The organism is Trinickia camelliae (genome assembly GCF_053525655.1).
Genome location: NZ_JBCHAA010000010.1, coordinates 54,792 through 67,555, shown reverse-complemented (window position 1 = coordinate 67,555; position 12,764 = coordinate 54,792). Strand labels below are relative to the sequence as shown.

The window sequence follows — 12,764 nt, the reverse complement described above, 5'->3', positions numbered from 1 at the left end:
TGCTGAAGGCTATTGAGGCAACACCTCGCCGCGTGTTTCGGGTGCAAACGGAATGATGAAGAGCCCGATCACGAACGCGACGGCCGTCAGCGCGACCGGCAAGCCAAGCGTATGCGTGTGCAGCACCGCCGCGCCGAGCAGGAAGTTCACGCCCGCCCCGATGAATCGTCCAAACGACGTGCAGAACGCGAACGCCGTTGCGCGCACGCGCGTTTCGAACTGCTCGGGCAGCCACAAGCTGAAAAGCGCGAAGTTGCCGCCAAAGAAACCGAGCACAAAAAGCCAGGCGATGAACGGCGCAAGGCCATTGGGCAGATAGAACGCCCAGCCGAAACTCCCCGCAATCGATACCGCCATCCCGGCAAAATAAATCGCCAGCGTCTTCCTGCGCCCGACTTGCTCCGCGAGCCAAGGCAAGACCAGACAGCCCAGTATCGTGCCGATCGACAACAAGCCCGTGGCCATCGACGCCGTCTTGATCGCGCCGTTCTTGTCCATGCCCGCCTTCGTCGCGAGCTGAATCACCGCCGACGGTTCATAGACCGCCCCCGCCCACAAGCCCACGATGGCGATCGTCAAGAGCGCGCAAGCCACCCACGTGCGGCGCCGATAGTGCGGACCAAAGATCTCACGCAACGGCTTCACGTGAACCTTCGTGCTCGCCTCGGCCTTTTGCCACTTCTCCGTTTCCTTCACGCGCGTCAACACCAGAATCGCGACGAAGACCGGCACCGCGCCCGTCAGGAACATCGCGCGCCAGCCGAAATGCACGCCGACCGTGTAATTGAGCGCGGCCGCCAAAAAGAAGCCGGCGTAGTAGCCGGTCTGCAAGTAGCCCGCGCCCATCTTGCGCCGATCCTCGGGCCACGACTCCGCCACATAGGTGCCCGCAAGCGCCCATTCGCCGCCGATCCCGACACCCGCGATAAAGCGGAAGATCGCGAGCTCCCATACGTTCTGCGAAATGGCCGACAGCCCCGTGAAGATCGCGAACGTAAAGATCGTGCCGGCCAGCACCTTCGTGCGTCCGAAGCGGTCGGCGATCGGCCCCCAAATGAACGACAAGCCCCAGCCGACGAGAAACAGCGCGAACAACAGCGAGCCCGCAAGCCCGACATTGGCCGGCGTCGCCGCATAGCCCGAGCGCGGCAGCAACTCGGTCAGCGCCGGCGTCAGCACGAGCGCATAGATGAACGAGTCCATCCCGTCGAGCGTCCAGCCAGTCCACGCCCCCCAAAACCCCGCAATCTGCGAACGATTGAGCGGCGTGCGTTGTCGCGCGAGCCTCGCGCGGTCCGTCATTGAACTCATCTTGCTCCTCCGGTGAGACGTTGAACGTCTAGACTCAACTCAAACGAAACCGCGAGCGCGCGGCGGATGCCGCGACGCTCGCGTCGGATACGTGCCGGACCTCGGTTTTGTTGTCGGGTTTTTCCCGTTGTCGAGTTCGTATTTTATATATAATATTCACCATCATGAATGACGCAACGACTCGTTTTCCCCTAGACGACCCGTCCGGCGCGAACGCGCTGCCTGGCACGATTTCTGTCGCGGAGCGCGCAAGCGCGTCGCGGATGATCGTGAATGCGCTGCGCACGGCCATCATCGACGGCACCCTCGCACCTGGCGCACCGCTGCGCCAGGACGCCATCGCACGGCACTTTTCGGTCAGCGCGATTCCGGTGCGCGAAGCCCTGCGTCAGCTCGAAAGCGAAGGCTGGGCCAAGGTCGAGATCAACAAAGGCGCCACCGTCGCGCCGTTGTCCGCCGATGAGGCGCGCGAAATCTACGAGATCCGCGCCGCGCTCGAGAGCCTGGCGATCAGCCTCGCGATTCCCGCCCACACGCGCGCCTCCCTGCAACACGCTGAAGCGCTGTGCAAGGCCGCAGCGGCCGAATCGGACCCCTCGCTCTATGTCGCGCGCAACGAAGCGTTCCACATGAGCCTCTATGCGCCTGCCGCGCGGCCGCAGCTGTTCGAATTGATCGGCGTGCTGCACCGGCGCGGCGAACGCTATCTGCGGCTCAAGTTCGGGCTGCCGGCGTACAAGGGCGAGTCCGATCGCGAACACGCAGCGCTGCTCAAGGCCGTGCGCAGGCACGATGTCGCCGCGGCGCAATTGCTCGTCACCGAGCATCTGCTCGACACCGGCGAGCTGCTGCATCGTTTCCTCTGCGAAAACGCGGAGGCCGTGAGCGCCGCCTGTGCGCCGCCCAACACTCGCAAGCCGCGCGCGAAACGCGAGCGCGCCACCTCCGGGAGCTGAACCGCCGATGAATCACCGAGACTTCACCTCTTCCGTCACACCCGCTGCCCGCTCTTGGACGACGCTGCGCGATGAGAAAGCGCGGCGCCTTGCGGCCATCGCGCCCTGGCTTGAAGACCGCGTGCTGCCGCGCGAGCGCATCGTCGCCGCGCTCGAAACGCTCATCTGCCCGGGCGATCGCGTGGCGCTCGAAGGCGACAATCAAAAGCAGGCCGATTTTTTGTCGCGCTCGCTCGCGAAAGTCGATCCGCAAAAAGTGCATGACGTTCACTTGCTGATTTCGAGCATCAGTCGTCCTGAGCATTTGACGCTGTTCGAGCAAGGCATCGCACGCAAGGTCGATTTTGCGTTTGCGGGTCCGCAGAGCCTGCGCGTGGCGCAGTTGCTCGAAGACGGGCAATTGGAGATCGGCGCTATTTACACCTACGTCGAGCTGTATGCGCGGATGTTCGTCGACCTGACGCCGCAAGTCGCGCTGCTCTGCGCCGAGAAAGCCGATCGCCACGGCAACCTGTACACCGGCGCCAACACCGAGGACACGCCGACCATTGCCGAGGCGGCTGCGTTCAAGCACGGCATCGTGATCGTGCAAGTCAACGAAATCGTGGATGAGTTGCCCCGCGTCGATATTCCGGGCTCGTGGGTCGACATCGTCGTCGAGGCCGATCGACCGTTCGCGGTCGAGCCGCTTTTCACGCGCGACCCGCGCCATATCGGCGACCTGCAGGTGCTGACCGCGATGATGGTGATTCGCGGCATCTACGAAGCGTACGGGATCACGTCGCTCAACCACGGCATCGGCTTCGATACAGCGGCGATCGAACTGCTCTTGCCGACCTATGGCGAATCGCTCGGCTTGAAGGGCAAGATTTGCCGCAATTGGACGCTCAATCCGCATCCCACGCTGATTCCCGCCATCGAATCGGGCTGGGTCGACAGCGTGCATTGCTTCGGCAGTGAAGTCGGGATGGAGGCGTATATCGAGGCGCGTCCCGACATCTTCTTCACGGGCCGCGACGGCAGCCTGCGCTCGAACCGCGTGCTGTGCCAACTGGCCGGGCAATACGGTGTCGATCTCTTCATCGGCTCGACGCTGCAGATCGACGCCGACGCGAATTCGTCCACCGTAACGCGCGGACGTCTCGCAGGCTTCGGCGGCGCGCCCAACATGGGCCACGATCCGCGCGGGCGGCGCCATTCGAGCGAGGCGTGGCTGAAGCTCCTGAAGGCGAACGGGCCCATCGCACGCGGACACAAGCTCGTCGTGCAGCTCGCGGAAACCTACAAGAAAGGCGGCGAACCGACCTTCGTCGACGAACTCGATGCGATCGCCGTCGGCGCAAAGAGCGGCATGCCGATCGCGCCGGTCATGATCTACGGCGACGACGTGAGCCATGTCGTCACCGAAGAAGGCATCGCGCATTTGCACAAGGCCGAAGGCGTCGACGAACGGCGCGCCGCGCTCGCGGCCGTCGCCGGCGTCACGCCCATCGGCCTGCGTGCGAAGCCTGAACAAACGGCTGCGCTGCGGCGGCGCGGCATCGTCGCGTATCCGGAAGACCTCGGCATTCGACGCGGCGACGCCAAGCGCTCGTTGCTCGCCGCGCGCAGCATCGACGACTTGGTCGCGTGGTCGGGCGGTCTCTATTCGCCGCCGGCGCGTTTCCGTAGCTGGTGAGCCGATGAACGCGACTCCAGTCTGCGCGAATCGCAGCGGCGCGAGTTCATCATTGCGGCCGAATCCGTCCGTACCGCGACAGGGCACGGCTACGGTTCAAGCGCTTTCCGATACCTGCCTCGCGCGCTTCGCTGTCGAGGCGCTGCTCGAAGAAGCGCACCTCACGCCGAAGCCGGCTCTCGTCGACCGGCGCGGCAGCGGCGCGCATCGCGACCTCGATCTTGCCGTAATGACACGCTCCGCTCTCGCGCTCGAACCCACGTTCGAGGCGCTCGCGCGGGCGTCCCACAACCGCGCGCCGTCGGCGACGCTGCGCGCCGAACTCGCGCAAATCGGCCGCGCCGGCGAAGCCGCGATGATGCACGCGACGCTCGGCAGCAACGCGCATCGCGGCGCGATCTGGATCGTCGGCCTGTTGGTTGCGGGCGCAACGATTTGCGGCAGCGTCCATGCATCGAGCGCGGCGCGAATCTGCGATCTCGGCGCGCAAATCGCCTGCTTTCCCGATCGCTTCGCCTCGTCTGCCGACAGCAACGGCACGCGCGTGCGCGACCGCTATGGCGTCGGCGGCGCGCGGCGTGAGGCGCAGGAAGGGTTTCCGCACGTGATCGGCGTCGGCCTGCCCGCGCTCCACGCTGCGCGGCAACGCGGCGTCGACGAAAATGCGGCACGTGTCGACGCGCTGCTCGCGATCATGACGTCGCTCGACGACACCTGCCTGCTGCATCGCGCCGGCTGGCCCGCGCTCACCGCCGCCAAGCGCGGTGCGCGCCGCGTGCTCGACACAGGCGGCAGCTCGACTGCGAGCGGCCGCGCCGAACTCGACTCGCTCGAGCGCACGCTGCTCGCGCTGAACGCGTCCCCCGGCGGCGCGGCGGACTTGCTCGCCGCGACTCTTTTCATCGACAAGCTGGTCCGCCACCCGACCAGCGGGAGCCCCAAGACATGGAACATCTGACGTTCGACTACCCGGCACAGCGTGCTGTGACCGCCCGCGCACATGTAGGCGTGGTCGGCTCCGGCGACCTCGAGGTGCTGCTGGCGCCGAGCGATGCGATGACGGCGCGCGTCGTCGTGCGCACAAGCGTCGACGGCTACGGACACATTTGGAAGCACGTGCTCGATCGCTTCTTCACGCGCTACGACGGCGCGGCGTCGATCGAGATCAACGACTTCGGCGCAACGCCCGGGGTCGTCGCGCTGCGGCTGGCCGAAGCGGTCGAGGCATCCGAGCAAGGAGCCGGGAGGGACGACCCCCACGCTCACTCTCGTTCGCTGCCCCCCGAGGGGGCGGACGCCTCCCTTGGGGCGGCCCGGCGGGAGGCGTCATGAGCGAAAGCGGCGCTATCGATACGAACAACGGCACGGCACATCCCGCGCCCCTCCTTCGCGACAGCTTCATCGAATTGCCTGCACGTGAACGCGCGCGTGCCCTGCTCGACACCGGCACGTTTCGCGAACTGCTCGGTCCGTTCGATAAGCTCGAATCGCCGTGGCTGCCGTTGCAAGGCATCGTCTGCCAGGCCGACGACGGCGCCGTGATCGCGCGCGGGACGATCGACGGCGTTCCCGCCGTCATCGCCGCGATCGAATCGGCGTTCCAAGGCGGCAGCATCGGCGAAGTGTCGGGCAGCAAAATCGCCGGGGCATTGGAACTCGCGTTGCGCGATTGCGAACGAGGCAAGCTCGTGCGTCCGGTCATCGTGTTCGAGACCGGCGGCGTGCGCTTGCAGGAGGCGAATCTCGGGCTCGCGGTCATCGCCGAGATTCAGGCGGCGATCGTCGCGCTGCGCCGCTATGTGCCGGTCGTCGGCGTGATTGCGGGCATGGTCGGCTGCTTCGGCGGGATGTCGCTCGCAGCGGCGCTGTGCTCCTATCTCGTCGCGACCAAGCAGGGACGGCTCGGCATGAACGGTCCCGAAGTGATTGAGCAGGAAGCGGGCATCGACGAACTCGATGCGAGCGACCGGCGCTACGTGTGGCGCTTGATCGGCGGCGAGCAGCGCGCGGCAACCGGTCTCGTCGACACGCTCGCGGACGACGAGACGAACGCCATCCGCGCCGCCGTGCGCGATGCGTTTGCGCGCGGCGTGCCGGCGCAGCATCGAAGCGAAGCGGTCGATACGTATCAAGCGTTGCTCGCGCAGATCGATCCGGCCAACGTCTCGCCCGAAGCGATGCGCGTTGTGTTTCAAGCAAACGCTTCACACGCCGGTGCGGCATCGGACAGCACGCAACAGCAGCAGGAGCAAGCATGAGCGACATCACGATGACTCGCGGACAACGCTGGTTCCGCGCGCTCGCAGGCGAGCCTCGCACGGCCGCGCCGGTATGGTCGGGCGATGCCGCCCTCGGCGCCGATACCGCACGCTTCATTGCCGTTGTGCCCGATGCGGGCAATCGCTTTCCGCGCGCGGTCGATAACGTCGTCGGGCTCGAACAAGGCTGGCAGTTGGCGCGCGTGGTCCGCGACACGATGGAAAAAGACGCGGGTGCGAGCACGCGCCGCCCGATCGTCGCGATCGTCGACGTGAAAAGCCAGGCATACGGATATCGCGAGGAAATGCTCGGCATTCACCTCGCGTGCGCAGCGGCCGTCGATGCCTATGCGGCTGCGCGTGCGGCCGGGCATCCCGTAGTGGCGCTGATCGTCGGGCCGGCCATGTCGGGGGCGTTCCTCGCGCATGGCTATCAGGCGAATCGGATCGTGGCGCTCGACGCGCCGGGCATCGCCGTGCACGCGATGGGCAAGGATTCGGCGGCGCGCGTGACGCGCCGCTCGGTCGAGGCGCTCGACGAACTCGGCGAAACGATCACGCCGATGTCGTACTCGCTCTCGGCGTTTGCCAAGCTGGGTTTGCTCGACACGCTGATCGGCGGCGTGGACGCCGATGCGCCGACCGATGTACAAATCGAACGCGTGCGTGGCGTGTTGAACGAAGCCGTGCAAAGCGCGCGCAGCGACGGTACGCGGGACCTGTCGCGCCGGCTCGAATCGGCAGCGGCAAAGACGACGCGTGCTGCGTCGATTGAAGTGCGGCGGCGTCTTGCCGAGCAATGGGATGTGTAATGCACGTCAACGCGAACGTCATAGCGCCGGACACGGCGCGCGCATGCGCGCTGCCGCCTTGGACGGCAAATGCGCCTGTCGCATCGGACACACGCTGGCACGCGCATGATCTGCTGAAACTGGAGCGTCTGCCTGAATTGCCCGGGGAACCGGCGTGGGTGCGAAGCGCGTTTGCCCGCGCGCCGTTCGCCGTCGTACGGCGTGCCGAATCGGCAGCGGGGTTTGTCGCGATCGGCGTGCGCGGTGCGGAACGCAACGCGCGCTATGGCACTTGGGCCGAAGCCGGAGACATCGAAGCGGTCATCGCGCCGGAGGATCTGGCCGGCACGCTGCCTACCTTTGACCGCGCACCGTATCCGGTATACAAAATTTTGCACACCGTACGCCAGACAGGCTGCCTGTCGGCATTCACCTGGGGACCGACGGGAAGCGCCGGCTTCGAACTCGCAACCGGGCTTCCGACAGTCTCGTCATCCAGTGACCTCGACCTGCTGATTCGAACGCCTGCGCCGCTATCGATCGACACAGCACGCGCCTTGCTCGACGAATTGACGGCTCACGCCGCACGCGCCGGCACCCGGATCGACGTGCAACTGGAAACGCCGGCAGGTGGCGTCGCGCTCGCCGAATTCGCGTCGAACAAGCCACGCGTGCTGGCTCGCGGCGCACAAGGTCCGCGACTCGTCGCCGATCCTTGGGCCGCGGCCGAAGCGCGGACGAAGGAAGCGACGTAATGCTGGCTTATCTCTTCCCGGGCCAAGGTGCGCAAAGTGCCGGCTTTTTGCATCGTCTGCCGGCACATGCTGCGATTCACGACACGCTGGCGGAAGCCTCGCAGGCCCTGAGCACCGATGTGCTGACGCTGGATACCGCCGAAGCGCTGCGCTCGACCGTTGCGGTACAGCTCACGCTCGTGATCGCGGGCGTCGCGATGACGCGCCAGCTTGCGGCCGAAGGATTGATCGCGGAAATGAGCGCCGGCTTGTCGATCGGCGCTTATGCAGCCGCGGTGAGCTGCGAAGCCTTGGCGTTCGCCGACGCGCTGCGTATGGCAAAAAAGCGCGCCGAACTGATGGAGCGCGCCTATCCCGGAGGCTATGGCCTGTCCGCGATATCGGGCTTGACCGAACACGAAATCGAAACGTTGACGCGCGAGACCGCGAACGTCGCAGCAGAACGCGTCTATATCGGCAATGTGAACGCCCCTCGGCAGATCGTCGTTGCCGGTTCCGACATCGCGCTCGAGACATTCAACGAGCGAGCGCTCGCAGCGGGCGCTCGCAAGGCGACGCGGCTCGAAGTCAGCGTACCGTCACATTGCGAACTGCTTGCCCACGCCTCGGACGAACTGCTCGCCTACAGCGCCGGCGTACCGTTTCGCGCACCGCGCAGCACCTACATCGGCAATCGCGGCGCTCGCCCCTTGCATACGGCCGATGCGATCCGGGACGACCTCGTCACCAACATGCGTCACACGGTGCGCTGGTTCGATGCGCTCTCGGTGATGATCGAGATGGGGGCGACGGTGCTCGTCGAAGCGCCACCTGGGCAAGTGCTGACCGACATCGCCAAGGACGCTTACCCCGAGGTCCACGCGCTCGCTTCAAGCACGATCGCTCAAGACAAGCTTGCCGAAACGATTCGAAGACGGCTTGTGTGATTGTCGATCGCTTTACTCAACCCAGCGCACCGGCCACGATGCGCGCTGCCGCTGCCAGCACGTCATCGCGCGGCGATGCATCCTGACGCTGCTGCATGAAGTAGATCGCGATAACCAACGGCGCCCCGGATGGCCGCCAAACCACGCCGATGTCGTTCGTCGTACCGTAGTCGCCTGTTCCGGTCTTGTCGCCGACTTGCCAATCGGCAGGAACGCCAGCGCGGATGCGCTTGCCCCCTGTCGTATTCGCGCGCAGCCATGCTTGCAGTTGCTCGCGTTGGCGCGGCGCCAGCGCATCGCCGAGCGCGAGCTGCCGCAAGCTGTGCGCCATCGACGCTGGCGTCGACGTATCGCGCAAATCGCCGGGAATCGCTGTATTCAGCTCGGTCTCCCAGCGGTCGAGCCGGAACGTGTCGTTGCCGATCGAGCGCGCAAACGCGGTCACGGCTGGCGGTCCGCCAAGAATCTTCATCAACAGGTTGACTGCCGTGTTGTCGCTGTAATCGATCGCCGCCGCGCAGAGTTCGGCGACCGTCATGCCGCTTGCCAGGTGCGGCTTCGTGATCGGCGAATAGTTGACGAGGTCTTGCGCGGTATACATCACGCGGCGTTCGAGCAACCCAGGCTCGTTCTCGCTGCGCTTCAAAATCGCGGACGCCGCGATCGCCTTGAACGTGCTGCAAAAGGCGAACCGCTCATCGGCGCGATGCGAGAGGCGTGCGCCGCTGCCGGTGTCGATCGCGGCGAGCCCGAGCCGTCCGCCCGAGGACGCTTCGAGCTTCGCCAATTCGGCTTGCGCCGTCGAATTGCGCTGAGGACCTGCGGCCAGCGAGGTGCAAGCACCGACCAACGGCGTGGACACAGCGGCAAGCAAAAGCGAACGGCGCAACGCGGATGGCTTCATAGGAATGTGATGTCGAGCGATGGTTGAGAAAGTGCGCTTGGACCTCGCACCTTTCTCGATAGTTCACGCGCACTGAGCACTGCGGAGCAGCGTCGCGGACCGCCGGCACTCAACACTCCCGAAAACGCTCACCTATTCGATCGTTGCATGTATATGCATTTATGGCGCAATTTGGCCCGCCATCGACCTGGATTAGTAGATGCGTGTGCAACGATTCGCGATAAACAGCCGTAGAAGTGCTAACGAACTCACAGGTTCGCTGCCATGCGAGTGATATCAAAGGTGAGATTTTACGGGACGCTGCGAGTCGACTGGCGACGACTCTGATCAGCGCAAACGCCCCGCTGCTGCCGCTCGTGCTCAACCGTGCCCGTTCGGCAAATACGGCATCGGATCGACAGGCTTGCCGTCGCGGCGCACTTCGAACAGTACCGCGACACGCGCACTGTCGACGTCGCCCATCTCGGCGATCTCTTCGCCTTGCTTCACGACGTCGCCCGTCTTCACGAGCAGCTTGCGGCTGTGCGAATAGGCAGTCAGAAAATCGGCGTTGTGCTGCACGATGATCAGGCTGCCATAGCCGTTCAAGCCCGTGCCGGCGTACATCACGCGCCCGGCCGCTGCGGCGCGGATCGGATCGCCCTCGTTGCCGCCGATTTCGATGCCGCGATTGTGGCCGGGTTCAAATGGCTCGATGACGGAGCCGTTGGCGGGCCACGCAAGCGTGACGTGCTGCGTGTGGCGATCGAGCGTCTGAGCGGAAACCGCACTTCCGTTCCCCGCGCCGCGAACGGCAATCCGCAGCGATTCGCCTTTTGCCAAGTGCGGCTTGCGCTTCAAATGATTCCATGCGATCAGGTCCTTGACCGCACAGCCGTGGCTCTTGGCGATGCTGCCAAGCGTATCGCCGCGCTTCACGACGTAGCTGATCCACTGCACTTGCGTCGACTGATCGCTCGCCGAATCGGCCGTGTTGTCCGCAGCGGCGGCTGCGCTCGGGGGCGTCGTGGTCGCCGTTGCGGCGGCAGGCGATGCGCCAGCCGCCACCGTATCGCTCGATGCGGGCGGCGCGACGGTCGCGCAACCGGCCATGATGGCCGCCATCGCGGCGCCGGCAATGAGCGCCATGCTTCTGTCGAAATGACCTCGTCTCATCTTCGACTCGAACTCCATTATTTCAAGGGTATCGCTGGTCAAGCGGCACCTGCGTGGCGCCTTCTGAACGCTATGCACACAGCTTCATCGCGACGGCGCCACGGTTACTCCGTATACGGCATGACGTATTCGAAATACAAAATGCGAAGTACGTCACCCCTCAAAATCCGCTGCTGCATTGTAAAGGCAGCATCTCAAAATTGACGCAGCCGGACTTGTAACCGACTGCAATCATCATTACAAATGCAACAGCCCCTTCTTGCGCGGCTCACATGGCGAATGCCGCTTACGCCGTTTCAAGCGAGGCTTCCGTCAAGACCGGAGCAACGCGTTCGCCTCCCATGCGATTCGCGACCGCACGCGCCGGCCCCGAACTCCCCGAAACGCGGAACACCGCGACGGCCGTCGTCAGCCTGCGCGCCTGCTCTTCAAGCGAACTGGCAGCCGCTGCTGCCTGCTCGACGAGCGCCGCGTTTTGCTGCGTGACCTCATCCATCTGCGACACGGCGACGTTGACTTGATCGATACCCGTGCTCTGCTCGTGCGCGGCCGTCGCGATCTCGTTCATGATCGTGCTCACACGCGCAATCGCCGCGACGATTTCATTCATCGTCGAGCCCGAGCGCTCCACAAGTTCAGCGCCCGCTTCGACACGCGCCGACGATTCCCCGATCACGGTTTTGATTTCCTTCGCGGCCGCCGCGCTGCGCTGCGCAAGCGAGCGCACTTCGCTCGCCACCACGGCGAAGCCGCGTCCTTGTTCGCCCGCGCGCGCCGCCTCGACCGCGGCGTTGAGCGCAAGAATATTGGTCTGGAATGCAATGCCTTCGATCACGCCGACGATATCGGCGATCTTGCGCGAGTTGTCGACGATCTCCTGCATGGTGCCGACGACTTCCTGCGTGAGTTCGCCGCCTTGCGCCGCGAGATCGGACGCGCCCTGCGCGAGCGAACTCGCCTCCTGGGCGTTTTGCGCGGTCTGCTTGACCGTCGACGTGAGCTCTTCGATGCTTGCCGCCGTTTGCTCGAGCGAAGCCGCCTGCTCTTCGGTGCGCTGCGACAGATCCGTGTTGCCGGACGCAATTTCGCTCACGCCAGTGTCGATCGAATCCGCGCTGCTGCGCACGGTGCTGACCGTGGCCACCAGCGACGCCTGCATCGTCTGCAGCCCTGCGGCAAGGCGGCCCATTTCGTTGTCGCTCGCGACCTCGACGCGCCCCGTCAGATCGCCGTGCGCGATGCGCTGGAACTGCGCGATCGCCGCGTCCACCGGATGCACGATCGCGCGCACGAGCATCGCGCGCCCGAGCCACGCGCACAGCAGCGACACCAGCATGCCCGCCGCAACGACGATGCTCACAATCTGAAAGCGATCCTGCGCGGCCTGGAAACGTTGAGCGCCACGGTCGAGCTGCACCTTCTCGAGCGCTGCCGTTGCCTTGTCGTAAGCGTTGTAGAGCGCGGGCAGCTTCTTGCCCTGCAATTGCTGGAAGGCCGCCTTGTCGCCCGATTTCAGCGCAGCGAGCGCGGGATCGATGCCGTCGTGCAGGAATGCGTCGCGCGCGTCCTGCAGGTCCTTGACGAGCGATTGCACGTCGGAATCGCCGCCGGCATGGCTCAGGTAGTGAGCAAGACGCTCGTCCGATACGCGGCGGTAGTCGTCCGCACGCTTGAGCACGGCGGCCGCGCCGTCCTGGTCGTTGATATCGCTGAGCGATGCGTACGTCGCCAACGCGAGGCGCAAGCGCAGCAATTGCCCGGCGCTGCCGTCTAGGTCGGCGACGGCCGGCGTATCGACCGTATACATCTGCTGCAGCGATGCGTTGCCGGCGCGCATCGACAGCAGCCCCATCGCCGCGCCTGCCACGAGCACGACCGCAAAGCACGAGACCATGAGGGTCAGCCACGCGCGAATCGAAAGGTTCTTCAGCATCAAATGATCTCCACGATGTGGTGGGAACGGCGGGTCCGCCGCTCCTCTCACGTTGCTCGCGCGCTGCACGCCCGGCACATGCGTAGCCGGCGTCCAA

Annotated in this window: 12 protein-coding genes; 8 read left to right on the top strand and 4 right to left on the bottom strand. The window is 65.2% G+C overall.

Translation table 11 applies throughout. The features are described from left to right. Window positions 1–9 precede the first annotated feature (9 nt). Window positions 10–1,311, bottom strand: coding sequence for an MFS transporter (locus AAHK20_RS17655; protein WP_449182788.1), 1,302 nt, complete (start codon window positions 1,309–1,311; stop codon window positions 10–12). A gap of 164 nt (window positions 1,312–1,475) precedes the next feature. On the opposite strand from AAHK20_RS17655, the gene AAHK20_RS17650 reads away from it, so the two are divergent. Genes AAHK20_RS17650 through mdcH form a run of 8 tightly spaced genes read left to right on the top strand, consistent with a single transcriptional unit; the run spans window position 1,476 to window position 8,675 of the window. Continuing rightward, on the top strand, window positions 1,476–2,267 hold the full coding sequence (locus tag AAHK20_RS17650) for a GntR family transcriptional regulator (RefSeq protein WP_449182787.1): 792 nt from the start codon (window positions 1,476–1,478) through the stop codon (window positions 2,265–2,267). Window positions 2,268–2,274: 7 nt separating this feature from the next. Next, on the top strand, window positions 2,275–3,945 hold the full coding sequence (gene mdcA / locus AAHK20_RS17645; RefSeq protein ID WP_449182786.1) for a malonate decarboxylase subunit alpha: 1,671 nt from the start codon (window positions 2,275–2,277) through the stop codon (window positions 3,943–3,945). Window positions 3,946–3,949: 4 nt separating this feature from the next. Further along, window positions 3,950–4,903, top strand: a complete 954-nt coding sequence (locus tag AAHK20_RS17640) for a triphosphoribosyl-dephospho-CoA synthase (RefSeq protein WP_449182785.1) — start codon at window positions 3,950–3,952, stop codon at window positions 4,901–4,903. Continuing rightward, window positions 4,891–5,277 carry a malonate decarboxylase subunit delta gene (locus AAHK20_RS17635; RefSeq protein WP_449182784.1) on the top strand — a complete coding sequence of 129 codons (387 nt, stop codon included), beginning with the start codon at window positions 4,891–4,893 and terminating at the stop codon, window positions 5,275–5,277. Before AAHK20_RS17640 ends, AAHK20_RS17635 begins: the two co-directional genes overlap by 13 nt. Continuing rightward, on the top strand, window positions 5,274–6,203 hold the full coding sequence (locus tag AAHK20_RS17630; protein WP_449182783.1) for a biotin-independent malonate decarboxylase subunit beta: 930 nt from the start codon (window positions 5,274–5,276) through the stop codon (window positions 6,201–6,203). The genes AAHK20_RS17635 and AAHK20_RS17630 overlap by 4 nt, the downstream gene beginning before the upstream one ends. Beyond that, window positions 6,200–7,015: a biotin-independent malonate decarboxylase subunit gamma gene (gene mdcE, locus AAHK20_RS17625; protein ID WP_449182782.1), complete on the top strand. Its 816-nt coding sequence runs from the start codon at window positions 6,200–6,202 to the stop codon at window positions 7,013–7,015. The genes AAHK20_RS17630 and mdcE overlap by 4 nt, the downstream gene beginning before the upstream one ends. Beyond that, window positions 7,015–7,749, top strand: coding sequence for a malonate decarboxylase holo-ACP synthase (locus AAHK20_RS17620; RefSeq protein WP_449182781.1), 735 nt, complete (start codon window positions 7,015–7,017; stop codon window positions 7,747–7,749). The genes mdcE and AAHK20_RS17620 overlap by 1 nt, the downstream gene beginning before the upstream one ends. Next, entirely contained in the window at window positions 7,749–8,675 is a 927-nt protein-coding gene (gene mdcH, locus AAHK20_RS17615) for a malonate decarboxylase subunit epsilon (protein ID WP_449182780.1), read from the top strand. The genes AAHK20_RS17620 and mdcH overlap by 1 nt, the downstream gene beginning before the upstream one ends. A gap of 16 nt (window positions 8,676–8,691) precedes the next feature. On the opposite strand, the gene bla is transcribed toward mdcH, so the two are convergent. From bla to AAHK20_RS17600, 3 genes are all read right to left on the bottom strand, one after another. Continuing rightward, a complete protein-coding gene (gene bla, locus AAHK20_RS17610) occupies window positions 8,692–9,579 on the bottom strand; it encodes a class A beta-lactamase (protein ID WP_449182779.1) in 888 nt (295 codons plus the stop codon). A gap of 360 nt (window positions 9,580–9,939) precedes the next feature. Next, window positions 9,940–10,734, bottom strand: coding sequence for a peptidoglycan DD-metalloendopeptidase family protein (locus tag AAHK20_RS17605; RefSeq protein WP_449182778.1), 795 nt, complete (start codon window positions 10,732–10,734; stop codon window positions 9,940–9,942). A 286-nt stretch (window positions 10,735–11,020) separates the two neighbouring features. Further along, on the bottom strand, window positions 11,021–12,667 hold the full coding sequence (locus tag AAHK20_RS17600) for a methyl-accepting chemotaxis protein (RefSeq protein WP_449182777.1): 1,647 nt from the start codon (window positions 12,665–12,667) through the stop codon (window positions 11,021–11,023). Window positions 12,668–12,764: the final 97 nt, after the last annotated feature.

Bases quoted from the DNA above. Each gene is read 5' to 3' on its own strand.
- AAHK20_RS17620 (WP_449182781.1), top strand. From the start codon at position 7,015: ATGCACGTCAACGCGAACGTCATAGCGCCGGACACGGCGCGCGCATGC.
- AAHK20_RS17635 (WP_449182784.1), top strand. From the start codon at position 4,891: ATGGAACATCTGACGTTCGACTACCCGGCACAGCGTGCTGTGACCGCC.
- AAHK20_RS17605 (WP_449182778.1), bottom strand. From the start codon at position 10,734: ATGAGACGAGGTCATTTCGACAGAAGCATGGCGCTCATTGCCGGCGCC.
- AAHK20_RS17650 (WP_449182787.1), top strand. From the start codon at position 1,476: ATGAATGACGCAACGACTCGTTTTCCCCTAGACGACCCGTCCGGCGCG.
- AAHK20_RS17630 (WP_449182783.1), top strand. From the start codon at position 5,274: ATGAGCGAAAGCGGCGCTATCGATACGAACAACGGCACGGCACATCCC.
- AAHK20_RS17600 (WP_449182777.1), bottom strand. From the start codon at position 12,667: ATGCTGAAGAACCTTTCGATTCGCGCGTGGCTGACCCTCATGGTCTCG.
- AAHK20_RS17640 (WP_449182785.1), top strand. From the start codon at position 3,950: ATGAACGCGACTCCAGTCTGCGCGAATCGCAGCGGCGCGAGTTCATCA.
- AAHK20_RS17655 (WP_449182788.1), bottom strand. From the start codon at position 1,311: ATGAGTTCAATGACGGACCGCGCGAGGCTCGCGCGACAACGCACGCCG.
- mdcH (WP_449182780.1), top strand. From the start codon at position 7,749: ATGCTGGCTTATCTCTTCCCGGGCCAAGGTGCGCAAAGTGCCGGCTTT.
- bla (WP_449182779.1), bottom strand. From the start codon at position 9,579: ATGAAGCCATCCGCGTTGCGCCGTTCGCTTTTGCTTGCCGCTGTGTCC.
- mdcE (WP_449182782.1), top strand. From the start codon at position 6,200: ATGAGCGACATCACGATGACTCGCGGACAACGCTGGTTCCGCGCGCTC.
- mdcA (WP_449182786.1), top strand. From the start codon at position 2,275: ATGAATCACCGAGACTTCACCTCTTCCGTCACACCCGCTGCCCGCTCT.